The sequence below is a fragment of the Thalassobacillus sp. CUG 92003 genome (genome assembly GCF_013618635.1).
Taxonomy (GTDB): domain Bacteria; phylum Bacillota; class Bacilli; order Bacillales; family Halobacillaceae; genus CUG-92003.
Map to the genome: position 1 here is coordinate 369,171 of NZ_JABLSJ010000002.1, position 24,290 is coordinate 393,460.

Annotated in this window: 27 protein-coding genes and 2 riboswitches; of the genes, 21 read left to right on the plus strand and 6 right to left on the minus strand. The window is 43.8% G+C overall.

Annotation, left to right across the window (positions count from 1 at the left end; genetic code table 11):
* Nucleotides 1–402 precede the first annotated feature (402 nt).
* From HOP45_RS04420 to HOP45_RS04450, 7 genes are all read left to right on the plus strand, one after another.
* Nucleotides 403–960 (plus strand): TRAP transporter small permease, encoded by a 558-nt coding sequence (locus HOP45_RS04420; RefSeq protein ID WP_181347698.1) that lies wholly within the window; start codon nt 403–405, stop codon nt 958–960.
* Between the two features lie 52 nt (nt 961–1,012).
* Entirely contained in the window at nt 1,013–2,278 is a 1,266-nt protein-coding gene (locus HOP45_RS04425) for a TRAP transporter large permease (protein ID WP_181347699.1), read from the plus strand.
* A 35-nt stretch (nt 2,279–2,313) separates the two neighbouring features.
* A complete protein-coding gene (locus HOP45_RS04430) occupies nt 2,314–3,384 on the plus strand; it encodes a DctP family TRAP transporter solute-binding subunit (RefSeq protein ID WP_255437479.1) in 1,071 nt (356 codons plus the stop codon).
* A 368-nt stretch (nt 3,385–3,752) separates the two neighbouring features.
* A complete protein-coding gene (locus tag HOP45_RS04435; protein WP_181347700.1) occupies nt 3,753–4,829 on the plus strand; it encodes an AI-2E family transporter in 1,077 nt (358 codons plus the stop codon).
* 266 nt (nt 4,830–5,095) lie between these two features.
* Nucleotides 5,096–5,881 carry a TerC family protein gene (locus tag HOP45_RS04440; RefSeq protein ID WP_181347701.1) on the plus strand — a complete coding sequence of 262 codons (786 nt, stop codon included), beginning with the start codon at nt 5,096–5,098 and terminating at the stop codon, nt 5,879–5,881.
* 39 nt (nt 5,882–5,920) lie between these two features.
* The gene (locus HOP45_RS04445) at nt 5,921–6,109 is read left to right on the plus strand and encodes an SE1561 family protein (RefSeq protein WP_181347702.1); all 189 of its coding nucleotides are present in this window, start codon (nt 5,921–5,923) and stop codon (nt 6,107–6,109) included.
* Between the two features lie 21 nt (nt 6,110–6,130).
* Nucleotides 6,131–6,577 (plus strand): GNAT family N-acetyltransferase, encoded by a 447-nt coding sequence (locus HOP45_RS04450; protein ID WP_255437480.1) that lies wholly within the window; start codon nt 6,131–6,133, stop codon nt 6,575–6,577.
* Between the two features lie 66 nt (nt 6,578–6,643).
* Here the strand turns inward: HOP45_RS04450 and HOP45_RS04455 are convergent, their stop codons facing one another.
* Nucleotides 6,644–7,576, minus strand: coding sequence for a hypothetical protein (locus tag HOP45_RS04455; protein ID WP_181347704.1), 933 nt, complete (start codon nt 7,574–7,576; stop codon nt 6,644–6,646).
* A 129-nt stretch (nt 7,577–7,705) separates the two neighbouring features.
* On the opposite strand from HOP45_RS04455, the gene HOP45_RS04460 reads away from it, so the two are divergent.
* Both HOP45_RS04460 and HOP45_RS04465 read left to right on the plus strand, forming a co-directional pair.
* Nucleotides 7,706–8,062: a DUF488 domain-containing protein gene (locus HOP45_RS04460; protein WP_181347705.1), complete on the plus strand. Its 357-nt coding sequence runs from the start codon at nt 7,706–7,708 to the stop codon at nt 8,060–8,062.
* Between the two features lie 36 nt (nt 8,063–8,098).
* A complete protein-coding gene (locus HOP45_RS04465; RefSeq protein WP_181347706.1) occupies nt 8,099–8,548 on the plus strand; it encodes an OsmC family protein in 450 nt (149 codons plus the stop codon).
* Nucleotides 8,549–8,589: 41 nt separating this feature from the next.
* On the opposite strand, the gene HOP45_RS04470 is transcribed toward HOP45_RS04465, so the two are convergent.
* Complete coding sequence (locus tag HOP45_RS04470; protein WP_255437481.1) at nt 8,590–8,955, minus strand: response regulator; 366 nt, start codon at nt 8,953–8,955, stop codon at nt 8,590–8,592.
* 49 nt (nt 8,956–9,004) lie between these two features.
* Nucleotides 9,005–9,087: riboswitch (cyclic di-GMP riboswitch) on the minus strand.
* Between the two features lie 161 nt (nt 9,088–9,248).
* On the opposite strand from HOP45_RS04470, the gene HOP45_RS04475 reads away from it, so the two are divergent.
* Complete coding sequence (locus HOP45_RS04475; RefSeq protein ID WP_181347707.1) at nt 9,249–9,650, plus strand: hypothetical protein; 402 nt, start codon at nt 9,249–9,251, stop codon at nt 9,648–9,650.
* Between the two features lie 260 nt (nt 9,651–9,910).
* Here the strand turns inward: HOP45_RS04475 and HOP45_RS04480 are convergent, their stop codons facing one another.
* A complete protein-coding gene (locus tag HOP45_RS04480) occupies nt 9,911–10,240 on the minus strand; it encodes a YrhK family protein (RefSeq protein WP_255437482.1) in 330 nt (109 codons plus the stop codon).
* A gap of 141 nt (nt 10,241–10,381) precedes the next feature.
* Between HOP45_RS04480 and HOP45_RS04485 the strand changes: the two genes are divergently transcribed.
* From HOP45_RS04485 to HOP45_RS04505, 5 genes are all read left to right on the plus strand, one after another.
* Nucleotides 10,382–11,380: a LacI family DNA-binding transcriptional regulator gene (locus HOP45_RS04485; RefSeq protein WP_483316423.1), complete on the plus strand. Its 999-nt coding sequence runs from the start codon at nt 10,382–10,384 to the stop codon at nt 11,378–11,380.
* 56 nt (nt 11,381–11,436) lie between these two features.
* Nucleotides 11,437–12,870, plus strand: a complete 1,434-nt coding sequence (locus HOP45_RS04490) for an aldehyde dehydrogenase family protein (protein WP_181347709.1) — start codon at nt 11,437–11,439, stop codon at nt 12,868–12,870.
* 10 nt (nt 12,871–12,880) lie between these two features.
* Nucleotides 12,881–13,381, plus strand: coding sequence for a hypothetical protein (locus HOP45_RS04495; RefSeq protein WP_181347710.1), 501 nt, complete (start codon nt 12,881–12,883; stop codon nt 13,379–13,381).
* Nucleotides 13,382–13,484: 103 nt separating this feature from the next.
* Nucleotides 13,485–14,984 carry a sodium:solute symporter family protein gene (locus HOP45_RS04500; protein WP_181347711.1) on the plus strand — a complete coding sequence of 500 codons (1,500 nt, stop codon included), beginning with the start codon at nt 13,485–13,487 and terminating at the stop codon, nt 14,982–14,984.
* A gap of 19 nt (nt 14,985–15,003) precedes the next feature.
* Entirely contained in the window at nt 15,004–16,179 is a 1,176-nt protein-coding gene (locus HOP45_RS04505) for an iron-containing alcohol dehydrogenase (RefSeq protein ID WP_181347712.1), read from the plus strand.
* Nucleotides 16,180–16,259: 80 nt separating this feature from the next.
* Here HOP45_RS04505 and HOP45_RS04510 read toward each other — a convergent pair whose 3' ends face one another.
* From HOP45_RS04510 to HOP45_RS04520, 3 genes are all read right to left on the minus strand, one after another.
* The gene (locus HOP45_RS04510) at nt 16,260–16,466 is read right to left on the minus strand and encodes a hypothetical protein (protein WP_181347713.1); all 207 of its coding nucleotides are present in this window, start codon (nt 16,464–16,466) and stop codon (nt 16,260–16,262) included.
* A gap of 88 nt (nt 16,467–16,554) precedes the next feature.
* Nucleotides 16,555–17,010 carry a hypothetical protein gene (locus HOP45_RS04515; RefSeq protein WP_181347714.1) on the minus strand — a complete coding sequence of 152 codons (456 nt, stop codon included), beginning with the start codon at nt 17,008–17,010 and terminating at the stop codon, nt 16,555–16,557.
* 160 nt (nt 17,011–17,170) lie between these two features.
* Nucleotides 17,171–17,521, minus strand: a complete 351-nt coding sequence (locus HOP45_RS04520; protein ID WP_181347715.1) for a hypothetical protein — start codon at nt 17,519–17,521, stop codon at nt 17,171–17,173.
* Between the two features lie 190 nt (nt 17,522–17,711).
* Between HOP45_RS04520 and HOP45_RS04525 the strand changes: the two genes are divergently transcribed.
* From HOP45_RS04525 to HOP45_RS04550, 6 genes are all read left to right on the plus strand, one after another.
* Nucleotides 17,712–18,209 (plus strand): hypothetical protein, encoded by a 498-nt coding sequence (locus HOP45_RS04525; protein WP_181347716.1) that lies wholly within the window; start codon nt 17,712–17,714, stop codon nt 18,207–18,209.
* A 187-nt stretch (nt 18,210–18,396) separates the two neighbouring features.
* A riboswitch (FMN riboswitch) is annotated at nt 18,397–18,565 on the plus strand.
* Between the two features lie 155 nt (nt 18,566–18,720).
* Complete coding sequence (gene ribD / locus HOP45_RS04530; protein WP_181347717.1) at nt 18,721–19,818, plus strand: bifunctional diaminohydroxyphosphoribosylaminopyrimidine deaminase/5-amino-6-(5-phosphoribosylamino)uracil reductase RibD; 1,098 nt, start codon at nt 18,721–18,723, stop codon at nt 19,816–19,818.
* The gene (gene ribE / locus HOP45_RS04535; protein WP_181347718.1) at nt 19,819–20,469 is read left to right on the plus strand and encodes a riboflavin synthase; all 651 of its coding nucleotides are present in this window, start codon (nt 19,819–19,821) and stop codon (nt 20,467–20,469) included. It begins immediately after the preceding gene.
* Nucleotides 20,470–20,490: 21 nt separating this feature from the next.
* A complete protein-coding gene (locus HOP45_RS04540) occupies nt 20,491–21,684 on the plus strand; it encodes a bifunctional 3,4-dihydroxy-2-butanone-4-phosphate synthase/GTP cyclohydrolase II (protein ID WP_181347719.1) in 1,194 nt (397 codons plus the stop codon).
* Between the two features lie 16 nt (nt 21,685–21,700).
* Complete coding sequence (ribH, locus tag HOP45_RS04545; RefSeq protein WP_181347720.1) at nt 21,701–22,171, plus strand: 6,7-dimethyl-8-ribityllumazine synthase; 471 nt, start codon at nt 21,701–21,703, stop codon at nt 22,169–22,171.
* A 219-nt stretch (nt 22,172–22,390) separates the two neighbouring features.
* Nucleotides 22,391–23,785: an L-cystine transporter gene (locus HOP45_RS04550; protein ID WP_181347721.1), complete on the plus strand. Its 1,395-nt coding sequence runs from the start codon at nt 22,391–22,393 to the stop codon at nt 23,783–23,785.
* The last annotated feature ends 505 nt before the right edge of the window (nt 23,786–24,290 follow it).

Sequence of the window (24,290 nt, forward strand, 5' to 3'; positions counted from 1 at the left end):
AGAAATTCTTACTATTGACGAGAAAAGTTGGCTAAATCAAAAGGAGGGGGGGATTATAAATAGAAGCCATTCTGCCATGGTCATGTAAAACGATGAAAAAAACTGTTCGTTTCCCTTGATATTCGGGGTGAAAGAGCCATTATTTTCATGTATAGAAGCAGGAAAAGCTTCAAAATGCGAGGTAGAATAAGCTGGAAATCAAGTAAATAAAATGTATGCATAGAAAATTAAGCGCAATTTGAAGGAAATTCAGCTATGTTCAGCGAAACGGTACTATACCTGGAGAGAAATGACGAGAGGACTTTTGAGGGTAGTTGTGTGTTCGTAGTCTGTTCGGTATGATAATTATTATATGAGTTAATTTATTCATAACTCACGCACTCCAGAGGAGGCACATCGAAGTTGAAGCTCTTAAAATTGTTTGACAAATTTATACTTAAACTAGAGGAATTCATACTAAGCTATGCTGTTATTATTATAGCTCTTATGGTTGTTGGAAAAGCCTTAAGCAGAGCCATTTTCAGTTATTCCCCTCCATTTGCTGATGAGGTCAGTCAAATATCCATTGTGGTCGCAACTTTTATGGGAATCAGTTATGCAGCGAGGAAGGGAAGGCATATCAGCATGTCAGCTTTTTATGATATGGCCCCATTTAAAATACGTAAAATTCTCGCCATATTTATTCCAGCTGTAACGGCCCTTTTTCTATTCTTACTTGCCTATTATTCCTATCAATATGTGTACGGTGTTTATGAATCCGGTCGTGTAACACCTGCCTTGCAAATGCCGGCTTTCGTGATGTATATGTTCATACCGATCGGCTTGTTAATGGGAGGCATCCAATTTCTTCGCAACATGTGGATCAACATTGCAAATCGCGAAGAAATCTATCTCGGGACGGACGTAAAGGATTACAACGATGAGGATGACAGGGAAATTGAAGAACAGGTTCATATGTAATTCATAGTACTCGACATGGCACCACTAAAATGAACTAAGAAAGGATAACATTATGATAGCGACTTTATTATCCATCATGGTGGTCCTCTTATTACTTAATTTCCCCATGATGATTCCGCTAATGGCAGCACCGTTAGTCATATTATTCTTATACTTTCCTAATCTTGATGCAACAATTTTAATGCAACAGTTTTCCACAGGTATTGAACCTTATGTGTTACTTGCTGTCCCACTGTTCATATTTGCAGCTGACATCATGACAAGCGGTAAAACGTCTCGCCGGTTGCTCGATTTTATCGGTGCCTTTATCGGCCACGTTCGTGGAGGCTACGCCGTAACGACAGCTGCAGCTTGTACATTATTTGGCGCAATTTCAGGATCAACGCAGGCGACAGTTGTAGCCATCGGTAAGCCGATGAGGGAAAGACTCCTCAAAATAGGCTACAAGGACCCGGCCGCGATGGCTCTGATCATCAACTCGAGTGATGTTGCCTTACTCGTACCGCCCAGTATCGGAATGATCATATACGGCCTTGTATCCGGTACATCGGTAGGGGACTTGTTCATCGCCGGTATCATCCCTGGCGTTATCGTCTTTCTAAGCTTTGCTGCGTATAGCGTAATTTATGCCAAAGTAGCCGATATTCCTTTAGCAGATAAAGTATCGTGGAAAGAGAGATTCCGTTTAACGAGAAAAGCCATTCTGCCGCTCGGGTTTCCCGTTATTATTATAGGTGGAATTTACACAGGACTATTTAGCCCGACAGAAGCAGCGGGGATGTCTGTCCTGTACGCGTTTATCTTGGAAGTATTGATTTACCGGTCAGTATCCATCATGGAACTGCCTAAAATCGCCCGTTCGACTGGCTTGGTTACGTCCGCCGTTTTCGTCTTAGTTGCTGGCGGTCAGGCGTTCACGTGGGTTATATCGTTTGCCAGAATACCGCAAATGATTACAGAAACGGTACTTGGCACTGATCCGAGCGCTATTTTCGTCTTACTTATGGTGACGCTATTTTTCTTTATCGGGTGCATGTTCGTAGACCCGATTGTGGTCATCTTGATTCTGACACCGATTTTCTATCCAGCTGCGATGAACGCGGGCATAGACCCTGTTCACCTTGGCGTAATCATTACATTCCAGGCAGCACTTGGGTCAGCAACACCGCCATTTGGGGTGGATATTTTCACAGCGAGTGCAGTCTTTAATAAACCGTATCTTGATGTTATTAGAGGGACCCCACCTTATATTGTAATGATGGTGGTCATCTCGTTTTTACTCATATTCTTTGAAGAACTCTCGCTCTTATTACTATAAGAGTAGAGTCAATATAAAAATTTACCTAGGGGGTAATGGATATTTTTAACAGAAAAGGATTTTTAGGTCTTGCTATGCTGCTTGCTATCAGTTTAGTGTTAGCCGCTTGTGGTGGAAACGATGATGGTGGTAATGCAGATGGAGGAGAAGGGCAAACATATAATTGGAAATTTGTAACCGAAGAAGTTGAGGGTCAGGTGCAATACGAATATGCAGAAGAATTTGCTAAACGTATGAACGAAAAGTCAGACGGCCAAGTCAACATTGAAGTGTATGAATTCGGCGGTCTTGGTAGTGAGGTTGACCAGGTCGAACAGCTGCAAAGCGGCGCCGTTGAAATGGCTGTCATGTCCCCAGGGTTCACTGGAAACATGGTAAAAGAAGGACAAGTTTTCGCCTTGCATTTCTTGTTCCCGGACAGTGTTGAAACAACACAGCAAATTTTGACTGAAAGTGAAGCGTTAAATACTGATTTACGTGAAAAGTATGAAGAACACTCCATTTCACCGTTATCCTACTGGACTGAAGGTGCTATGCAGTGGACATCCAGCAAGAAAATTGAGAGCCCGGAAGATTTCCAGAATTTCAAAATGAGAACACAAGAATCGCCATTGATTCTAGAGTCGTACAAAGCGTATGGCGCAGACCCGACTCCTATGAGCTGGTCCGAATTGTATACAGCGCTTGATCGTGGCACAGTCCAAGGTCAGGAAAACCCAATATTCTTTATCGGGGATGCTTCTTTCCATGAGGTGCAGGACTACATGACGATCTCTAACCACAATAACTATGTAGCCATGACCACAGTTAATACAGAGTGGTATGATGGATTGCCTGAGGAGATGCAGACCATGGTGGATGAAACCACCCAGGAGATGCAGGAATGGGTCTTTGAGGAACAAGATGAGCAGAACCAAAAGTTCCTAGAAGAAATTAAAAACGATTCAGAGAACCCGACAGAAGTCGTTGAACTTACTGAAGAACAACGTCAAGCATTTAAAGACAAAGCAATGCCGGTTCGCGATTTCTACCGTGAGGAAGTATCCACAGTAGATGGCGAAATCCTAGATAAACTGCAGGAAGAAATTGAAGCAGCAACTGAATAATCTAAAACGTATAAGAGACTTGAATAAAATTGAATGAAACGCAAAAATGCCGAACGATTTGATATCAGTTCGGCATTTTTGTGTGTCAGGAAAGGTATTCAATGAAAACCCTAGGTTGGCGTTTAAACCAGGGGAGCGTGAGGAACGAAATCAAAGAGGTTTTTCTGTAATGAAAAAAGGATTTCCTTTATAGTGTGAAGAATCATTTAGAGGAAGGATTTAACTTATTGGAAATGGTGTGTTGGCATCTGGGTCTCCTGGACAGCGCTAATTTCTCCTATCCCTTCTCTTTTAATCGATTGTGGAATATCCATAATAAAAGGCTTTTATAATATATTTAACTTACTTTAAAAAGGTGTGTGCGACGTGTGCTGCAAAAACGCTGGTTTCAACTATTAATTGTCGGGGTTTTGGCTTCTTTACTAATCTTATTAGTAACAGAAATAGATTTTCTGTTCGATCCGATATTCGCTTTTATTGGTGCTGTAGCCGTCCCTCTCATAGGCGGCGGAATTTTATTTTATCTTACCCGTCCTATTCTGCATGTGCTGGAACGAAATAAGGTGCCGCGACTTTCAGCTATAATGATCATTTTCTTACTTTTGGTTTTGGTCGGCTACATTATAACCCAGTTCATTGCACCGATTGCTCAGCAACAATTTTCCAGGTTTATCAATAATCTCCCCAATATGATTGATATGGTCCAAGAGATGATTACATATTGGCAAAGCAACCAGGATATCATTCCATCTCAATTTGACAGTTCAATAGAAAAGTTAACAACTAATTTGGAGAGTTATTTGAATGGCATAGCAGGTACTTTAGTCAACTTGATCAGTCAGCTGATTGGCTTTGTCTTTGCGCTCGTGCTCATTCCCTTCTTCCTTTTCTTTATGTTAAAAGACGGGGATAAGCTTGTGCCATTTTTGAAGCAATTCATGAACAAACGCGTGAGTGAAAGTTTCGGACGCCTGGCCCATTCAATCGATCACACGCTTCACTCCTTTATTATTGGTCAACTGACGGTTAGTGCTGTGGTCGGTGTATTATTATTGATTGGTTATTTAATCATCGGGCTCCACTATTCATTAACACTGGCTCTGTTTGCTATGCTGATGAACGTCATTCCGTTTGCTGGTCCTTTTCTGGCTGTTATACCAGCGATATTGGTGGCGTTATTCCAAAATCCTATCATGGCAGTCTATGTCACCATAATTATGGTGATTGCGCAGCAAATTGAGGGTAATTTTGTATCACCTAATGTGATGGGAAAAGCATTGAGTATCCATCCACTCACGATCATAGCGTTGATTCTAGCTGCTGGAAGCATTGCTGGATTTCTCGGATTGCTATTTGCGATTCCAGCTTACGCGGTGGTAAAAGCAATCGTCAGCCATTTTTATAACGAATGGCTTGCCTCTCGAAACACACAAGACGAAACATAAGGGGGAGTGCTGTTCTTCAACCGAGAGGAAAGTAGGCTAACAGGTTTAAGATTGACTTTCTGAACGAACATGCTATGATTGAATATAGAATATACGATTCCTAAAGGGGAGTAGCTGCACAGTAAAGTCGTCATTACGGGAGAGATCCCCGGCTTTATTGGCAACACACGTTGTTAGCGAGACCTTTACCGTCAAGGTAAAGGTCTGTTTTTTTATGAGGTTTTGCCTTGTGGCGGGAATCACCTTTAAGGAGATGTTAATAGAGTATGGACGCACAATTACTGATTGAATACGGCTGGGTACTCATCGTTCTCGTGGGGCTAGAAGGGATTCTTGCCGCTGACAACGCTTTGGTGTTGGCTATCATGGTCAAACACCTGCCTGAAGAAAAAAGGAAAAAAGCTTTGTTTTATGGCTTGTTCGGCGCGTTTCTTTTACGTTTTGGATCGTTATTTGTCATTTCATTCCTGGTTGACGTTTGGCAGGTGCAAGCGCTAGGTGCCGCCTATTTATTGTTTATCTCAGGAAAGAACCTTTATGATCGTTGGAAAACAAGCAGACAAACAGATGAAGAAAAGGAAAAAGCGGAAGCTGCTCAAGTTGGCAATGGGTTTTGGGCCACGGTGTTTAAAGTCGAACTTGCTGATTTAGCCTTTGCCGTCGATTCTATTTTGGCTGCTGTGGCGCTAGCCGTCACGTTACCTGAAACAGACCTGCCAGCTGTAGGCAGTCTGGACGGGGGACAGTTTGCTGTTATTTTAACAGGTGGAATGATCGGAATCATCATCATGCGTTTTGCAGCTAACGTATTCGTGGATTTATTACATTCACGTCCAGGTTTAGAAGTTGCAGCATTTGTCATCGTCGGCTGGGTCGGCGTTAAACTTGTTGTAACAACACTGGCTCACCCAAACATTCAAGTTCTGGATGAACATTTTGCCCACTCTACATTATGGAAGGTCATTTTCTATAGCGTCCTTGTCTTAATTGCAGTGCTCGGCTGGGTTCTGTCAAACAAGAAAGAGACGGAGACAGATCAGGGTACTTCATAAAGGCGTGCATATAAAAATCAACGGAAGGATGGGGGCGTCATGGGGAAAGCAGCAAAAGAGGCTTCTGAACAGTTTCACTATATTCAAAATCGAATCGACATGCTGAACCAGGTCGTCGGTTCCATGGACCCATCCAAAGTTGATCAACATGATTTCCAGCGCGTTTTGGAGATGATTGAGCATCTGCAGGAGAAAATGAAACGGTTCACGCAAGACTGGGAAAGGTAGTCGATAATGGAGATCCGTGCGATGACCCAAAGGGAAGCAGAAGAAATCGCTTCGTGGCACTATCCGAGCGATTACGCTTTTTATGATATGGAGGCTGACAAGGAAGATTACGAGGAATTCATTGATCCCGCATTACGAAAGCATGCTTTTTCCGTTTGGGGCCAGGGTGGGTTGATCGGCTTCTTTTCTTTTAACCCGGTCAACGATGAAACGGTGGATATTGGCTTAGGCATGCGCCCTGATCTTACGGGGAAGGGGTTAGGTGAGGCTTTTCTTATAGAAGGACTTGCTTTTGCAGCGCATAAGTTGAAACCTGCACAATTTACGTTATCCGTGGCCTCGTTTAATCATCGCGCTATTACAGTGTATCAACGAGCAGAATTCAGCATTGTGGCAACTTTCATGCAAAAAACGAACGGCGGAGAGTACGAATTTGTCAAGATGGTAAAAGAAGTGAAGAATGACTGACGTCGTATCACTTAAGAAGACCTGCATGTTATGAGTAATGCAGGTCTTTGCTAATTGTCTCGTTTGTTATAATTTTGGTGAATCAATCCGGTTGAAATGATCGAGTAATGTGAGAGCTTCCAGCGTGAGCACACCCTCCCATTCCTGCTTGGCCGCTTGCCAGGCATCAGGGTAGTGATCTCCCCATGCCCAGTTAGGTTCGCGTAGTTTCCCATCCTTCAACACATCAACCAACATATCAAGGTTAGTTTCAATAGCTTCATGTGATATGTCGTAATCCTGTTCATCTGGATGATGGACAAAACTCAAAGGTTGGGGAACATACTCCTTCCATTTCGTTTGATCCTCGTGTACAAGCTCTTGAACGGCATGGGTTATCTTATCAGCAAGTCTCGGCGTTTCCAAATCAGGATGCAGTTTGAACAAGCGTTGGTAACAATAGATCTCATGTTCGGACTCGAATTTTTCCAACCCGTCCAAATGTTCCAGCGCGTCCTTCACGAGCTGGTCAACATTGAGACGGCGCGTAAAGGAGCGATACTGGTACAGATACCCAATCAACTCAGCAGAGGGGTTCCCCCAGTGATGATCGATAAAAGAACGCCCGTCCTCATGAACATGCCACCAGAAAGCGTGCGGATAATCATTGACTTTTGGGGGGACCGCATACCAGCCGCGGCGCGCTTCATCAAAATGATCTTCTAAATACGTAATGCTCCGTTCTATAATGGGCAAGGCTAAAGGGTGTTCTTCCCACTGAATCAGCGTCTGAAAAGCGACACTTGTTGCTAACGCAGAAGAGTCAGGCAAGCGAAAATCGGCTTCCAAGCCATTTCCGAAGCCGCCATCATCATTTTGGAAGCGTCGTAATGCAATTAATATATCCTCACCTGTTTGTTCCCCTTTCATGTTGCGTGCTTTCATAGCTTCCAACTCTCGTCCATTTTCGATCACTTCATCTAAGAGCTGTTGTTTTGTTTGCCATGATAACTGTTTCATCATCTTCCTCCATTTTTGTGGGTTATATCTATTATTTAGGCAAAAATCGCGCAAATCCTTCTTACATGCGTGAAAAAAGTTTGGCTTAAGGTAGTAATGGTTACACGACCTACAAAAGGAGGCATCTATATGTCGATCGTATTGCAACGGATTTATGACGAAGCCTCACCGATGGGGGGCCATCGCGTCTTAGTGGATGGAATTTGGCCGCGAGGCATCTCTAAATCAACAGCCCAACTGGATGAATGGATGAAAGACCTGGCGCCTGAAAAAACCTTGAGACAATGGTTCAACCATGAGCCGGAAAAGTTTGACGAATTTGCACAAACGTATCGACGTCAGCTAGAGGAAGATGAAGAGCAGCAACGTCTTTTAGAGAAGCTTCGCACGTTAGCGGACGGTAACCGGGTCGTCCTTTTATTCGGCGCGAAAGAAACGCACTATAACCATGCAGTCGTTTTGAAAAATATATTAGAAGAAAACTGATGGCGGATTATACGATTTAATTTAGGAGGAATTGACATGGCTGAACATCGTTTCAAATTGCAGGCAGAATGGCCAGGAGGCAGAAATAATGTAGGCTCGATCGCCATGGATAACTTAACGACAAACGTATCCATCCCTGAAGAAATGGATGGGCCGGGCGAAGGGACGAACCCTGATGAAATGCTGCTCGGAGCTGCTTCAACCTGTTATATCATTACACTTGCTGCCATGATTGAACGAAGTGGGCTGCCATTAGAAGAAATGTCCATGCAGTCGGAAGGCATTGTGGATTTCACAAATGGTGTTATAACGTATAAAAAAATCATTCATCGCCCTGCCGTTTATCTGCAAAGCAGGGCATCGGACAACCAGTTAGCTCAACTCAATAAATTGATTGACCGGGCCGAAGAACATTGCATGATCTCAAAAGCGGTACGTGGAAATGTTCGTGTGGAATTAGAGCCTCTAACGGGGAAAGCAAATTGAAAGAGTACGCTAATAGCGTGCTCTTTTTTCATGGAAAGCTACTACTCTAGTGCTACTTCTTCCAGAACCTGCACCAAATCATTGAAATACGGTTTTCTGATAAATTTAATTGCCCCTAAACTTAAACATCTGCGCACAGCAAAATCATCCCCTAAAGATGAGCACATGATGACCTTAGCCTCAGGATGGGTGTGCATCAAACGTTCGAGTGCTTGTATCCCGTTCATCTTATTCATCGCGACGTCCATAATGACGAGATCCGGCTTGGTCATATTATAGCGAGCAAGAGCCTCTACGCCATTCGAGGCCTCTGCAACAATCTCAAACCCCCTTTCCTGTAAAATCTGTGTAAGCCATCGTCTCATAAACCTAGAATCATCAACTAAAAGTACAGTAGAAATGATCAAAAGCTCCTTTCACTAATAAAACTAGGCAAATTAGGAAAGGGAAACATTAAAATGAAGCCCGGCTGCCCTAGCTGTAACCTTAGGCCCGTGGCTTTGCGTCTTTTACTTTCGTAAAATTTGCCCTTGAGACTATTTTATCATAATGTTGCTCAGTCAGGTAACGTCTATCGACATAAATTTACATAAAAGCAGATATAAAGCGGATACATGACATGAACTGGTACAGTTTTCTAAATATTTGTAGAAAATTGTCGATAAAGATGAGTAAAGAGACTCATTAGGAGGGACTTGAATTGGAGATGGTCATGAATAAAACGCTAGACGAATTTACACGGATGCACAATCAACTACTGGCTGAGTGGGAAAACGCCATTAAAACCGGGGACGCTTCACCGTTAGAAAACATGGCACAACACTATAGTGTTGCCTTCTTTACAACAAAAAAGAAAAATCCGTACGTATTCAATCGCGCAGAAGCATTAGAAGGACTTAGAAAATCAGTTATCTTATCCTCGGAACTGCAAAAGAAATTCGAAAACCGCATCATACGGATGAAAAGCAGCACAAAAGCTAAAGTATTCTACGAACAAGTGATTGAACGACGAGGCCAAGAGATAAATCGCATCTTTACAATTGAGAGTTGGGAGTATGACCAAGGCTGGCTGCTAACGAGAGAAGTAGAAGATCAACTCTAGCACAATTCAAACTCCTGTCGATAATGAAAAAACCCTCCGCGGAGGATTTTTATGATTCCCAGATATAAGCTGGAATATGAGAATACTATTCGTACGCGAACGAGGCAGAGATGAGCCGTGTTTCTAAGTAGTGCAGACGCATCGATCTGCTCGCCTCGCACTTATATCGGTCAAACGGAGCTCGATATCGGTAGGAACGAAGAGCATATCGGTCTAACCGCAGCACATGTCAGTCGTAGCCCAACTATAACGGTCTGCCGTTAATCAATTTGCTGTTCATCATATTCATTTCTATAGTGGTTCTTTGCATGGAATTCATGGACGAGTCGGATAGTCGGTTTGATGACAAACTGCAGACTGGCTAAGACGAACAATGTTACGCCCCACGTTTTTAATGAATCAAAGTAGAAAAAGATACTGCCGATAAAAAACCACAGCCCTAATAAAAAATCGTTAATGGTATATAGCACATGATAAATGTGTTTGTAGAAATTGGAATGCTGTCCCATTTGATGATTGACGTATTCATCTTTTGTTTGGTTTTGTGCATTGGCATGCTCAGGATGACGGGCATCCATTAAGTTTCCCATGGCTAAAACCTCCTCTTAAAAAGAAACCTGTAGTGTAATGTTATCATTAACGTTAATGCACTGAGTAAAACGTGTTAAATCCTGTTGACAATTTTCAGAAAATAAATTAGCGTGATTGTAAGCGCTTTATTGCTAGGGGACATGGATATGGTATCTTCAAAAGATGTAGCTAGATATGCAGGCGTATCACAAACCACTGTATCACGCGTGTTGAACAACCCTGACATGGTGGAGAAAAAGACGCTGGAAAAAGTGACGCGTGCGATGAAGGAAATGAATTATCGGCCGAACTCTGTGGCGAGGTCGCTGGTCAACCGAAGGACAAAATCAATAGCGTTGCTTTCGGGCCCGTTACACAATCCGTTTTTTGTGGAAACAACGACGTCGATCGTCAATTATTCGAAGCAAAGGGGGTATAATGTTAACGTTCATTTTGAGAATTTCGGGGACAACATGTCTGTTTATCAGGATGTGTTAGCTTCAAAAGTGGATGGGATTATTTTATCATCGATTCTTTACGAGGATCCGATTTTCTCAGAACTCCAGTCACTAGATATTCCATTTATGATGTTCAACAGGAAACATAAGAAGCCGGGAAATTTTGTCGAGATGGATAATATCGAAGCTGGAAGGAAGGCAACCCGGCATTTGTTAGAGCTTAATCATCGGCATATTGCCTGGATCGGCGGACCGATGAATATGACCACTTTCTCTGGCCGTTATGAAGGGTTTCAGCAAGAAATGAAGGAAAATGGATGTACCATCAGCCCTCAAAATGTGAATATCACCGATACAAGTGAAGCTGACATTTGTCGTGTGATGAGCGATCTATTAGCTGAAAAGGAGCGTCCGACCGCTATTTTTGCAGCAACGGATTCCATTGCGATCTTCTTACTGGATTACTTGATTCAAAAAGGTTATCAGGTCCCAGAAGATATGAGTTTAATCGGAGTGGATAATATAGCTTTGAGCCGGCACCATTCTTTCCGGCTTAGCACGGTAGGGATGAACGAAAAGGAGAACTTAGGCCGCATTGCTATTGAACATTTAATCGACAAAATCGAATCGAGCGATGACCAATTTGTAGAAAAGACATATCCCGCTCAACTGTACCAGCGCTCGACAACGAAGAACATATAATTTTATGCCTATGTTTGAATACGTATTCATAACAAAAATGAAAGAGGGGAAACAAAATGCTTGATATCAATAACTATTTAAATGATTTGCGAAAAGATGCAGAGAATACGTACGCACTCGTTAATCCCCACACATTGGACGTAGTGGAAGACGTACCAGAATGCACAGATGTTCAAATGGAAGAAGCCATCCAGCGTGCAGGGGAAGCGTTTAATGAAATGAAAAGCATGCCATCGGTAAAACGCTCGACCATTCTGGATGAGGCAAGCCGAAAGGTGGCAGCGCATAAAGAATTATTCGCCCACACCATCGTTAAAGAAGCAGGCAAACCGATCCGTTTTGCACGTGGAGAAGTAGCGCGTGCCGTCGAAACGTTGAAATTCTCCGCCATCGAAGCGAGAAAATTAGAAGGTGAATCCATTCGGTTAGATGCCGCGCCGAACGGGGAAGGAAGAGACGCCTATACGATTTATGAACCGATTGGAGTCGTCGGTGCGATTACTCCGTTTAATTTCCCGCTTAACTTAGTTGTCCATAAAGTCGGCCCGGCCATAGCGGCTGGCAACACGATTGTCGTGAAACCTGCCGAAAAGACGCCTTTGTCGGCTATGCTGCTCCGGGAGGCACTCGTACAATCAGGGCTGCCTGAGGATGCGTTTCTTATTATAACAGGTGACGGTCCCAGGCTTGGGAAAGTGCTGTTAAATAGTTCAGATATTCAAAAAATAACATTTACAGGAAGTCCGGAAGTCGGCAAACTGATTAAATCACAAGCAGGGCTTAAGAAAGTTACATTAGAGCTTGGGAATAATTCTGCATTGTATGTTGATGAAAGCATGCGAGGCAAATTAAAGCAGATTGCTGCCAAAACAGCAGTGGGAGCTTTTGCCTACAACGGACAAGTTTGTATTAGCACGCAAAGGATTTATGTGCACGCCTCAATAGCAGACGCGTTTAAAAAGGAGTTGATTCAAGAAGTAAATAATATGCAGTACGGGGACCCTTCCAAGGAAGCGACGGATGTTTCGGCGTTAATTGATGACCAGTCGCAGGATCGTCTGATGGATTGGATCGAGGAGGCGAAGGGAAACGGGGCCGCTGTCATTGCCGGAGGAGAAAAGGTCGAGCGCGGTATAAAACCAACGATTTTAACCGACGTCAAGCGTACCGATAAAATTTCCTGCCAGGAAGTATTCGGGCCACTTGCTCTGTTGAATACAGTCTCAAGTGCTGAAGAAGCCCTGCATGAGATGAATGAAAGTGAATATGGCTTGAATGCTGGTGTTTTCACCACAGATTTATCTCAGGCGATGCAGTTTGGTCATGAATTGGATGTCGGGCAAGTCTTTATCAATGATGTGCCGACTTTGCGATTTGATCATATGCCTTATGGAGGGCGAAAGAATTCAGGTTACGGATACGAAGGGGTTAAATATGCGATTCATGAAATGGTCAATCGGAAGTTAATTAGCTTGAATTATACATTTTAGGGGGGAGCAGATGTATACGTTGACGCAAGCGAAAAGCGTGGAGCTTCCGGAAGCAGCGAAGGTGATCTATTACCCATACTTGGTAAGTGAATGGTCGGTTGCGTATCGGCCATTACCGTTCATGAAAGAACGAAAAGAAAAGATTAAGGTCGTTACAAATGTGTTTCGGAAGGAGACGAGCTTGTTTGAATGGCCGTCGTCTAAAATGAAAACGCTTACTACTATTGGAGAGGGTATCACGTTACCCAAAAAGCACGGCGAAGCGGAGTGCCTTGCCACAGCTAAGGATTTTATAAGGAATATCTACCTGCATAAGCGCAAAGTGTGGTCAAACCCTGTCATATCATCTTTGAATACGTATTCATTGTATGTCGGTTACGCGACTTTCTTGAGCTCTCATAAGGGAAAGCCAACGTACAAGCTGTTGGAACTTGCTACGGGACATGAAGCTGATGTGGCACAGCATAAAGACATCCACCAGTATTTAAAAGCAAGGGAGGTGTTGGCATGACATTTTTATATATAATGGTCGCCGTTATTTTCGGTACATGGATCGGAATGGGGCTTGTGTTATTTAAAACGAATCTATTAAACAAATAAAGGAGGCGTTTCCTTTGAGTAGTGTTGTCATCTATTCATGGCTATTTATTGCCCTTTTCATAGGCATCATGATTGCGATGGGGATTGTCGGAATGAAACGGACAAAAACGTCAGAGGATTTTGCGACAGCCCGGTCCAGTTATGGTCCTTTGACAGTCGCTCTCGTTATTAGCGCCGGCATCTCCAGTGGTTCCACCTTTATGGGGATGCCCGGTTTAGCGTATGACTTAGGTGCTCCAAGTTTATGGTATCCGCTGCTATATCCAGTAGCAACGGTGATTGGCATGTTGTTCGTAGCAAAAACGATTAAGCGTTACGGTGATCAATTCGGTACACGAACAATCCCGGAGTTTATCGGGGATCGATTCAATAGTGACTTCTTACGGATCATTTTGACCATTATCTCCATCTTGCTCATCTTCTATGTGGTCTCGCAGCTCGTGGCTGCTGCGACGATGTTTCAAATCATGATGGGCGTGGACTACGGTTGGGGGTTGATGATAACCGGGGTGGTACTAGCCATTTATGTATTCATGGGCGGATCCCACTCTGATATTTTAACGGACTCCATCCAGGGCTTTTTAATGGTGATTACATCCATTGTTGTGGTCATTTGTTTTGTCAGTAGTGTAGGAGTGGAAGGTGGCTTTGGTGACATGATCTCCATCATTAAGGACAGGAATCCGACCGGTGGCTTCGATCGATTATTCCTTGCTGGAGATAACACCTACGGCTCCTTTTGGCTGGTAGCCTTGCTATTTGTAGCTCACCTTCCATTTGGTATTTTACCACATTTGGGGAATAAGTTTTTAGCGGTAAAATCTAATTATGATATGAAAAAGTTGATCATGTACTGTACGATTTTTGCCACGATCCTTCCCCTGATGGGGTTAGGCGGCATGCTTGGGATTGCGGTAATTGAACCTGGCATGGATATTCGGCCGGACCAGGTCATCCCTGTCCTGTTTCAAGAAATTTTTCCGCCCTTTTTGGCGGCATTCTTAGCCGTTACAGTGCTTTCGGCGATCATGTCCACATCCGATGGGCTGATTGTCTCGTTAACGCAGCTGCTCGCTAACGACATCTATCGCAAGACGATCGTTCCTAAACTGAATATATCAAAAGATAAAGCAGAGAAAATGGAACTGGGCATCAGCCGGTATTCCACTTTCCTTGTTATTATTGTCGGGGTGTTCATGGCATGGAATCCGCCGCAGTACCTGTCCATTTTTATGTGGATTGGCATCGGCGGCATCGTGTCGGCTACAGCAGGGCCATTGGTCGTGGGGTCACTTTGGACCAGCTCTACCCGAGCAGGGGCCATCGCTTCATTGTTAGCGGGCACCCTGGCGTATTGGATCATCTATTTGCCATTCGGTTTCGGGGTAAGCAACCCATTCGCAGCTGCAGGGTCAGGCGTCCTGATTAGCATGGCAACAATGGTCGTCTTCACCCTCATCGCACCTAAAAAAGATGCAGCTGGGGTAGATGAACAGGCTTCTGTAAATTTATAAAAAAAGGAGAGTTGTTTCAATGCATTCATTTATCACACCACAGCACATTTACCACGGGGAACATTCGATTCAACAACTGCATACGATCATTGCTGATTTAAATGTAGCGAACGTATTTGTGTTGACGGATCCTGTATTAAAAGAGCTGGAAGTCATTAATCCGGTGCTCGATATCCTGAAGGCAAATGACGTGGCGTACCACATATCAACGAATGTAGTACCTGAGCCTTCTGTTCTTACAGGTGAAGAGGTCGTCGAAGAAATGAGGGATATAAGACCTGATTTAGTTGTTGCCGTCGGGGGAGGCAGTGCCATGGACCTCGCTAAAGCTTCAGCTGTCTTAACCGAACACGACGGCACTGTAAAAAACTACTTGAACCTCTCCGGGACGAAACAGCTTCAAGCGTCGGGAATACCCACTGTCTTGATTCCCTCGACAGCTGGAACGGGAGCTGAAATAACGGACATCGCTGTATTTTCCTTAGAGGACACCAAGGACGTCATCACACATAAATATCTGCTCGCCAATTATGCCATCGTCGATCCTGTCTTAACGTATACACTCCCGCCCAAAGTGACTGCCGCCAGTGGAATCGATGCCCTAACGCATGCGATTGAAGCCTACACCTCCGTCAAGGCGACTCCCTTAACGGATGCGCTTGCGCTGGATGCTATGAAACGCATAGTGGGTAATGTGCGGACCGCTGTTTGGAACAAACACGCGACTGAAGCAAGGAAAGAAATGTCCCTCGGGAGTTTAATAGCAGGCATGAGCTTTTATAATGCTGGCGTCGCTGGCGTGCATGCCCTGGCTTACCCTTTAGGAGGCTTGTTTAAGATTCCACATGGCGAGTCGAACGCCGTCCTGCTTCCTTATGTCTATCATTATATTTGGCCCTCCTGCTTAGATAAAATGGTGAATCTAGCAGACGTCTTTTCTATATCGACAGAAGGAAAAGACAAACGGCAAATCGCTCTTGAAGTCGTCCAGGCCCTGTTTGATTTAGTTCAAGACGTGGGACTGCCGACATCGATTTCGGTTTATAACATCACACAATCTGATATTGAGACGCTCACCGCAAATGGGCTGAAACAAACTCGGCTGCTCGCCAGGAGTCCAATGCCCTTTGATGAGGACGCCATCAGGAGCGTGTATCAACATGCCTGGGAAGGATGGGAGAAAGAAGAAAGTTAAAGCCGTAACGAATCGTACAAATAGCAATCAAAAACGCTTGGATATTTAATGTCCAAGCGTTTTTTGTCTCATGAGCTTATTTATGTATGGTTTCCATTTAAATGGTAAATTAAGAAAACACAGATGGCATAAAAAGGGGCTGCTATACAAATGAAAGTGATACCTGAATATACTTTTTCTTGTTCATACACATCTAGATTTGCAGCAAAGTACAATAACCAAGAAACTAGGGATATGACAGCAATTAAATAATGGAACTTTTCATCACTTAACTTTTTTTCACCCATAATTGAACAATCACCCCCTACACGCTATACCTTTCATACGAGGATGATTAAATAACGTTTCATTGAACTATGAATAGGAAAGATATTTTTAAAATTCGATCTCTAATACCTGTTTTATTTCTTTCGTTAACTCTGGATGTTTTTCCGTCGTGATAGAAGCAGAGTCTTGATTATCATATGTATTGAGACCGAAGAGGATGGTACCGTTTTCCATAAGATTGAACGCATATTCTCCTTTTTTCGATGGTGTTGCCTTTCCTTCAAAAAAACCAAGCATATATACGTTTCCCTCACCTTTCAATTTCTCCAAGACGTTGTCAGTTTTCTCCACGTTCAGACCTTCTACCATCGTTAAGATTTTTTCAATTTTATCTTTATCCGAAACGATCTTTGACTTTTCTTCAGAGGGGGAACCGTTCTCTACTTTTTGTATGAATAATGTATCAGCAAAACGCTTGTCATCAAGTTTTAAGGTCGAGTTATTTCCTGAGCACGCACTCAAAAGTACGACTATGCCTATGAGCAATCCACTTACATATTTCAATTACGGTTTTTCCTTTAAGGTTTTGTGTCTAATGGCCGCAGCATTTATGCTAAAAGAAAGATATTACATAAATCATTTTATAGAGTGAATGTTTAGTTAAGAAAGGGGGGGAGTCATCTCTAGTAATAACAAAACAGAATACCGTATCTCTGCAAATTAGTTACTTGTCTTCAAAAAAAGTGGCTACTTCTTTAAAATCATATGTTTTGAGTACGAGACCATTTTCATCGAAGATCACATAGGCAGGCGATTTTTCTAGTGAAAGCTGCGGATATTGGTCATTAGAACCTTCTAATGAGGAGCGATTCTTTAACGTTACATCATCCATATTATGTTCTTGTGCGGCTTCAATAGATATTGAATCTCCTACGGTATAAACTGAATATACATCATCCTCGGGTGGCATAAGATCAGGATACATCTTTGCAAAGTCATCTTTTTCACTAGAGCAAGAAGCTAAAAGTGCTGCAATTACTAAAAATAAACTAATGCTAAAAAGTCTCTTATCCAATTTTTTGTTCCCTCCTTTTTTCATAGAATATCATAAATCTATAGCAAGTCTTTTGGGGACGTGAGAAAATTCATAAATGTATTAGCAGGGAAGCAGTGTAAAAAAGGCTAGGAACCAAACAAAAGAAAATTAGCCTAAAAGCCTCTCGAAGTTTTAATCAACATTTGCTTTGTTTAAAGGAGATAATAATATGTTTAAAAATGAAAAAGTGAACATTATTTACAGGGTATTAGGAAGAATTATCGTACTAGGAATGTCAACGTATGTGTTATATCCACTCTTGAAGGGTTTATTCCTTGGGTGGTTTGATAGTAGCTCCAAGCAAAAAAGTAGTGATGAAAAAATCGAAGCTTATATAGCAAATACGCAAAATGATGAAAAAGGTGCTTACAAAGAAATAAATTCGCAAATAATCATGCGTGGGTCTGGAGATTCACTTAAGATTGAAGCGCGGAAAATCGAAGATTATTATTCAAAAGGGGGAGAGTACATTAAAACGATCTTGCTGCATTCAACACCAGAAGATGGTGACGTGACAAGAGAATACGATTCCCCCTTAACGAAAATGGTTCAAAGTGATTTTGTTTATGATCAAGATAAATTAATTCCCATTGAGAGCGAGTTAAGTGGAGAGGATAAGGAAAAGTTGAAAGAACACATTCTTAGCAACTTTGAAGATAAGTTTTAACTATTACATAACAAATTAAAGATGCCAGGATGGTTACTTAATTTTGTATTGTTGACGAATTGTTGACGAAACGCATCAATAACGATCAATTTTGAGCGTAATCAAACCGTAAAGTACTCCAATACAAACCTAAATTATTGCGAGTTCCTCACATTTCATATATATTAGTAGTAACAAAACTGAATATAAAATCCTTCGGGGTCGGGTGAAATTCCCAATCGGCGGTAATGAATGTAAGTTCTCAGCCCGCGACGGGGAAGGTGCAGTCTGGCGCTTGCCGCGTCAAGAACGATTTTCCCCCTGATTTGGTGCAACTCCAAAGCCGACAGTGACAGTCTGGATGGGAGAAGGATAAGCGAGCATGTTGAGTCGCTACTGACATTTTATAAATTCTGCCCGTGTGCCTGAAAACAGGTCTAAGGGAAACATGACATGTCTAGACCCTGGAGAAGTATGCCTTCTTCAGGGTCTTTTTCATTTCAAAGGCAAAACCTTATGGAGGTGAGCGGATATGGAACGTGATGAAAAATATATGCAAATGGCCATTGATATGGCCGCCGAAACAGTTGGGCAAACGTCTCCGAACCCGTCAGTAGGAGCGGTGATCGTCAATGATGATCAAATTGTAGGTGTCGGGGTGCATGTGAAGGCAGGACTGCCTCATGCGGAAATCAACGCTTTGCAAATGGCCGATATCATGGCAGAAGGCGGCGAGATGTTTGTGACGCTAGAGCCGTGCAGCCATTATGGCCAGACACCTCCGTGTGCAAAAGCGATTATTGATGCCGGATTGCGTCGTGTCGTGATCGCCTCTGATGACCCCAACCCTAAAGTCGCCGGTCGCGGTGTGAAGATGCTAGAAGATGCTGGGATTGAAGTTCGTACGCAGGTTTTAAAGGAGGAAGCGGATCAGTATAATCGCTCCTTTTTCCACTTCATCACCGAAAACGAACCGTATGTGTTATTAAAATCAGCGATGACTCTCGATGGGAAAATAGCGACCGTGTCGGGAGAAAGCCAGTGGATCACAGGTGAACCTGCACGGCGCGATGGTCACCTTTATCGCCACCGGTCTGATGCGATATTAGTTGGCGTTAATACCGTCTTACATGATGATCCCACCTTGACGGCACGGCTGGATATAGTCGGAAGCCACCCGATACGAGTCATCCTTGATACCCATTTAAAGACCCCGGAAACCTCGAAAGTTATTCAAAATGAAGATGCACCGACGTGGATCTTCACAGGCGAGGACGTGCCACGCGAACGTGCGTCGGTCTTTGAAGCTTACGCTCATGTTCGGGTGATTCCGTTGAATGAATCGGCGATTGATGTGCAAGCCGTATTGCAGCATCTGGGTGAAGAAAAAGTCACCTCGCTGCTGATTGAAGGAGGGGGAACAGTAGCGGATGCCTTTGTAAGAGCAGGCAAAGTGCATGAATCCGTTACGTATATTGCCCCGAAATTGCTAGGCGGGGCTGAGGCGAAGACCCCTGTATCCGGTCGCGGCATCCCGAAACTGGCCGATGTTTATCAATTGTCGTTTCAATCGATGGAACAGCTTGGCGATGATATTAAAATCGTTTCGATTCAAAAGGAGGACGTGTAAATGTTTACCGGAATCATAGAGGAAATCGGTAAGGTAACTGGCATTACCTCGAAGCATGAAACAATGGAACTCAGCATAGAGGCATCCGAAATCTTGAGTGATATTGAATTGGGGGCAAGCATCTCCATTAATGGCGTCTGTTTAACGGTTACCGATTATTCAACAAACACCGTGCAATTCGATGTAATGCCGGAAAGTTTTCATGCGACCAACCTCCATGAATTGAAACAGGGCAGTCAGGTCAATTTAGAAAGAGCAATGGCTGCAGGTGGCCGGTTCGGCGGTCATCTCGTATCAGGCCATATTGATGGCGTCGGAACAATTGTAAGCAAGTCGCGTGAACAAAATGCTGTCTACTACGTGATCGACCTTCCAGCTGAGCTGAGTCATTATTTTGTTTATAAAGGATCCGTAGCTGTTGATGGGACCAGTCTTACCGTCTTTGGCATGGACGGGAATCACATGAGGATCTCTTTGATTCCACACACGATGGAGCACACTGTACTCGGGGCAAAAGAGCCTGGAGATGACGTCAATATTGAGTGTGACATGATTGGCAAATATGTGGCCCATTTCCTATCAGGCAAAGAAGAGGATGGGAAGAAGAACGCGATGACCAAGGATTTTTTAAGTGAAAATGGATTTGCTTAATTTAACTTAGAGGTGATGAAAATGTTTGACTCAATCGAAAAGGCGCTTGATGATCTGAAACAAGGAAAAGTGGTCATCGTGTGTGATGATGAAGACCGAGAAAATGAAGGAGACTTTGTCGGACTGGCGGAACATGCCTCGTCTGAAATGATCAACTTCATGATTACGAACGGGAAAGGGTTGGTTTGTACGCCGGTGAGTAAGACGATCGCCGAGCAGCTTGACCTGTTTCCGATGGTGGAAAATAACACCGATCCTCATCAGACAGCATTCACGGTGAGTATTGACCATAAAACGACCACAACGGGCATATCGGCCGATGAACGCGCGTTTACTGTTAAAGAATTGTTGAATCCCGAAGCAAAAGCAGCGGATTTCAAACGCCCCGGCCACATCTTCCCGTTATTAGCAAAAGAAGGCGGTGTGCTGCGCCGGGCAGGTCATACCGAAGCGGCGACAGACTTGGCGAAGCTTAGCGGTTCCAAAGAAGCAGGTGTCATCTGTGAGATTATTAAAGACGACGGCTCAATGGCCCGTGTTCCGGATTTACGGGAACTTGCTGATGAATTTGATATTACGATGGTTACGATTGCTGATCTCATTCAATACCGGAGTCGCCATGAGAATCACGTCAAACGTGAAGTAGAGATTCAACTTCCGACCGAATATGGCGATTTCAGAGCGATTGGTTATACGAACGATATTGATCATAAGGAGCATATCGCACTCGTCAAAGGAGACGTGAAGCCGGGAGAGCCTACACTCGTCCGCGTTCATTCGGAATGTTTGACGGGGGATGTCTTCAGCTCGTTTCGGTGCGACTGTGGCCCGCAGCTCCATAACGCGTTGCGACAAATTCAGGAAAACGGAAGCGGCGTACTCTTGTACATGAGACAGGAAGGACGCGGTATCGGTTTGTTGAATAAAATGCATGCGTATAAGCTGCAGGAACAAGGGTTAGATACAGTGGAAGCGAATGAAAAATTGGGGTTCGCCCCTGATTTACGAGACTACGGAGTGGGCGCGCAAATCCTAAAGGATCTCGGTGTTTCCAAGCTTCGTCTGTTGACCAATAACCCTAAGAAAATTTCCGGGTTAGGCGGCTATGATTTAGAAGTAGTAGAGCGCGTGGCGATCCAAATGAAGCATCGCCAGGAAAACGAACGATATTTGCGAACAAAACAATCTAAAATGGGTCATCTGTTTCACTTTTAAAAGGGAGGATATTACAATGGTTAAAACGTATGAAGGCAACCTCGTCGGAACAGGGTTGAAAATCGGCATTGTAGTCGGAAAGTTTAACGATTTCATCACAAGCAAATTATATGAAGGTGCCATCGGGACGTTGAAACAACACGGGGTGGACACCGATCAAGTTGAAGCAGCCTTCGTACCTGGCGCATTCGAAATCCCGATGGTGGCAAATAAAATGGCAAACTCTGGCCGCTTTGATGCAATTGTCACGCTAGGAGCCGTTATTCGCGGCTCGACGCCTCATTTCGATTACGTCTGCAGCGAGGCGGCCAAAGGTGTTTCACAAGCGTCCGTTTCCAGCGGTGTGCCTGTCATGTTTGGTGTCATCACGACCGAATCGATTGAACAGGCCATTGAACGGGCCGGAACGAAAGCAGGAAATAAAGGGGCAGAAGCGGCTGTTGCAGCGATCGAAATGGCTAACCTCAATAAAAGTCTAAACGAGTAATAAGCTAGCAAGTTAGTTCATGCTCTTACAATGCATAATTTTAACTCTTTTCATGTTGCACAAAACTTCCGAACGATTTCATTGAGATCGTTCGGAAGTTTTGTATTTCATTCAGTTTTGCCCCAACCTGTTTTATTTATTTTCAGATATAGACATCATTTCTCCTCCTGACGACATATCTTTTAATTGAGGTTGTTTTAAATAAAAGGAGGGGGTTTGATGGAGCATGTAGCTATTATCATCAATATCATTTTATTTCTAGCATTCATTTTCCTCTTATTTCGATTGCAGCGCAAAAACGTTTCCTTCAGCAAACGTGTATTTTCTGGTCTAGGGCTTGGGGTGTTATTAGGGATTTACCTGCAATGGTGGTTTGGTGCTCAATCTGACGTCGTGACCACGACTACCGATTGGTACAGCATCGTTGGAAGCGGGTATGTTCGTCTGCTTATGATGATTGTGATTCCGCTCGTTATGGTGTCCATTATTCAAGCCATCATCAATTTAGCGAAATCGTCTGAACTCGGAAAAATGTCGGGGTGGATTCTCAGTATTTTAGTCGGGACCGCCATGATTGCAGCGGTTGTTGGTATTGCTTGTACGCTCATATTTGATTTGAACGCCGATCAGATTGAAGCTGGTCAAGCTGAAGCCGACCGCGGAGCCTACTTGGAAGAACGTGTTGGAGAGGTAGAAGATTTAAGTATTCCGCAGCAAATTTTGAGTTTCATTCCGAGAAACCCATTTGAAGATATGACAGGAGCCCGTTCAACATCAACCATCGCCGTCGTGATTTTCTCTGTTTTTATTGGCTTAGCCATCTTGGCTGTGAGGCGAAAACAACCCGATCATGCAGCGATGGTCACCAAAGGCGTTAATGCCATCTACGCAGTCGTGATGCGGATCGTCACCATGGTCCTGCGGCTGACGCCATTCGGGATTATGGCTTTGATCGCGAATACAGTGGCACGGACCGAATTAGCTGGTATTTTAGAACTGGGTAAATTTGTACTCGTTTCCTATATAGCGCTCTTTGTCATGTTCTTGATCCACTTGTTATTTATCTTCCTGGCAGGGTTGAATCCATGGCGCTATGTTCAGAAAGTGTTACCTGTCCTGGGATTTGCTTTTACCTCGCGCTCTAGTGCCGGAACGATTCCATTGAATATTCAAGCACAAAAGAGCAGCCTCGGTGTCGATGAAGGCAGCGCAAATATGTCCGCTTCGTTCGGAGCGACCATTGGCCAAAACGGATGCGCCGGTATCTATCCCGCGATGCTGGCTGTCATGATTGCTCCTACAGTCGGCATCGACCCGCTGAGCCCTGGTTTTATCCTGCAATTGATCCTGATTGTCGGAATTGGCTCGTTTGGCGTTGCTGGGGTAGGGGGAGGCGCTACGTTTGCGGCTTTGATCGTCTTGTCCTCTATGAATTTGCCTGTTTACCTGGCAGGGCTGCTTATATCAGTAGAACCATTGATTGATATGGGACGGACGGCGTTAAATGTCAATGGCGCGATGACATCCGGTACGCTGACATCACGCTTCTTAGGCAAACTCGATCGCCAAACGTTTCAAAATCCAGATGCTATCGAAAAAGATTTGACGCTATAAGCTCAAGCACCTCCATCAAGGCTGATCCATTATGGGCCAGTCTTGTTTTGTTTTCAACTCGAGTGCTGTTGTAAACGCGTAAGTGCACAATATAATCGCATTATCCGATTTGTAAGCAACTCCCGGCGATTTACAAGCAACTTCAGATGATTTCTTTGCAACTTCACTTTATAGCGATATTTAGGAGCCAGTATCTTCGTGCTTTCTGCCTCCTGGATTTACAGGTGACATCTGGTGGGCAGACGATTAATGACGCTATAAGCTCAAGCACCTCCATCAAGGCTGATCCATTATGGGCCAGTCTTGTTTTGTTTTCAACTCGAGTGCTGTTGTAAACGCGTAAGTGCACAATATAATCGCTTTATCCGATTTGCAAGCAACTCCCAGCAATTTACAAGCAACTTCAGATGATTTTTTGCAACTTCACTTTATAGCGGTATTTAGGAGCCAGTATCTTCGTGCTTTCTGCCTCCTAGATTTACCGATGACATCTGGTGGGCAGACG

Excerpts from the sequence above, each read along its gene's own strand:
- HOP45_RS04425 (WP_181347699.1), top strand. The coding sequence starts at position 1,013 with ATGATAGCGACTTTATTATCCATCATGGTGGTCCTCTTATTACTTAAT.
- HOP45_RS04430 (WP_255437479.1), top strand. The coding sequence starts at position 2,314 with ATGGATATTTTTAACAGAAAAGGATTTTTAGGTCTTGCTATGCTGCTT.
- HOP45_RS04440 (WP_181347701.1), top strand. The coding sequence starts at position 5,096 with ATGGACGCACAATTACTGATTGAATACGGCTGGGTACTCATCGTTCTC.
- HOP45_RS04445 (WP_181347702.1), top strand. The coding sequence starts at position 5,921 with ATGGGGAAAGCAGCAAAAGAGGCTTCTGAACAGTTTCACTATATTCAA.
- HOP45_RS04450 (WP_255437480.1), top strand. The coding sequence starts at position 6,131 with ATGACCCAAAGGGAAGCAGAAGAAATCGCTTCGTGGCACTATCCGAGC.
- HOP45_RS04455 (WP_181347704.1), bottom strand. The coding sequence starts at position 7,576 with ATGAAACAGTTATCATGGCAAACAAAACAACAGCTCTTAGATGAAGTG.
- HOP45_RS04460 (WP_181347705.1), top strand. The coding sequence starts at position 7,706 with ATGTCGATCGTATTGCAACGGATTTATGACGAAGCCTCACCGATGGGG.
- HOP45_RS04465 (WP_181347706.1), top strand. The coding sequence starts at position 8,099 with ATGGCTGAACATCGTTTCAAATTGCAGGCAGAATGGCCAGGAGGCAGA.
- HOP45_RS04480 (WP_255437482.1), bottom strand. The coding sequence starts at position 10,240 with ATGGGAAACTTAATGGATGCCCGTCATCCTGAGCATGCCAATGCACAA.
- HOP45_RS04485 (WP_483316423.1), top strand. The coding sequence starts at position 10,382 with ATGGATATGGTATCTTCAAAAGATGTAGCTAGATATGCAGGCGTATCA.
- HOP45_RS04490 (WP_181347709.1), top strand. The coding sequence starts at position 11,437 with ATGCTTGATATCAATAACTATTTAAATGATTTGCGAAAAGATGCAGAG.
- HOP45_RS04495 (WP_181347710.1), top strand. The coding sequence starts at position 12,881 with ATGTATACGTTGACGCAAGCGAAAAGCGTGGAGCTTCCGGAAGCAGCG.
- HOP45_RS04505 (WP_181347712.1), top strand. The coding sequence starts at position 15,004 with ATGCATTCATTTATCACACCACAGCACATTTACCACGGGGAACATTCG.
- HOP45_RS04510 (WP_181347713.1), bottom strand. The coding sequence starts at position 16,466 with ATGGGTGAAAAAAAGTTAAGTGATGAAAAGTTCCATTATTTAATTGCT.
- HOP45_RS04525 (WP_181347716.1), top strand. The coding sequence starts at position 17,712 with ATGTTTAAAAATGAAAAAGTGAACATTATTTACAGGGTATTAGGAAGA.
- ribD (WP_181347717.1), top strand. The coding sequence starts at position 18,721 with ATGGAACGTGATGAAAAATATATGCAAATGGCCATTGATATGGCCGCC.
- ribE (WP_181347718.1), top strand. The coding sequence starts at position 19,819 with ATGTTTACCGGAATCATAGAGGAAATCGGTAAGGTAACTGGCATTACC.
- HOP45_RS04540 (WP_181347719.1), top strand. The coding sequence starts at position 20,491 with ATGTTTGACTCAATCGAAAAGGCGCTTGATGATCTGAAACAAGGAAAA.
- ribH (WP_181347720.1), top strand. The coding sequence starts at position 21,701 with ATGGTTAAAACGTATGAAGGCAACCTCGTCGGAACAGGGTTGAAAATC.
- HOP45_RS04550 (WP_181347721.1), top strand. The coding sequence starts at position 22,391 with ATGGAGCATGTAGCTATTATCATCAATATCATTTTATTTCTAGCATTC.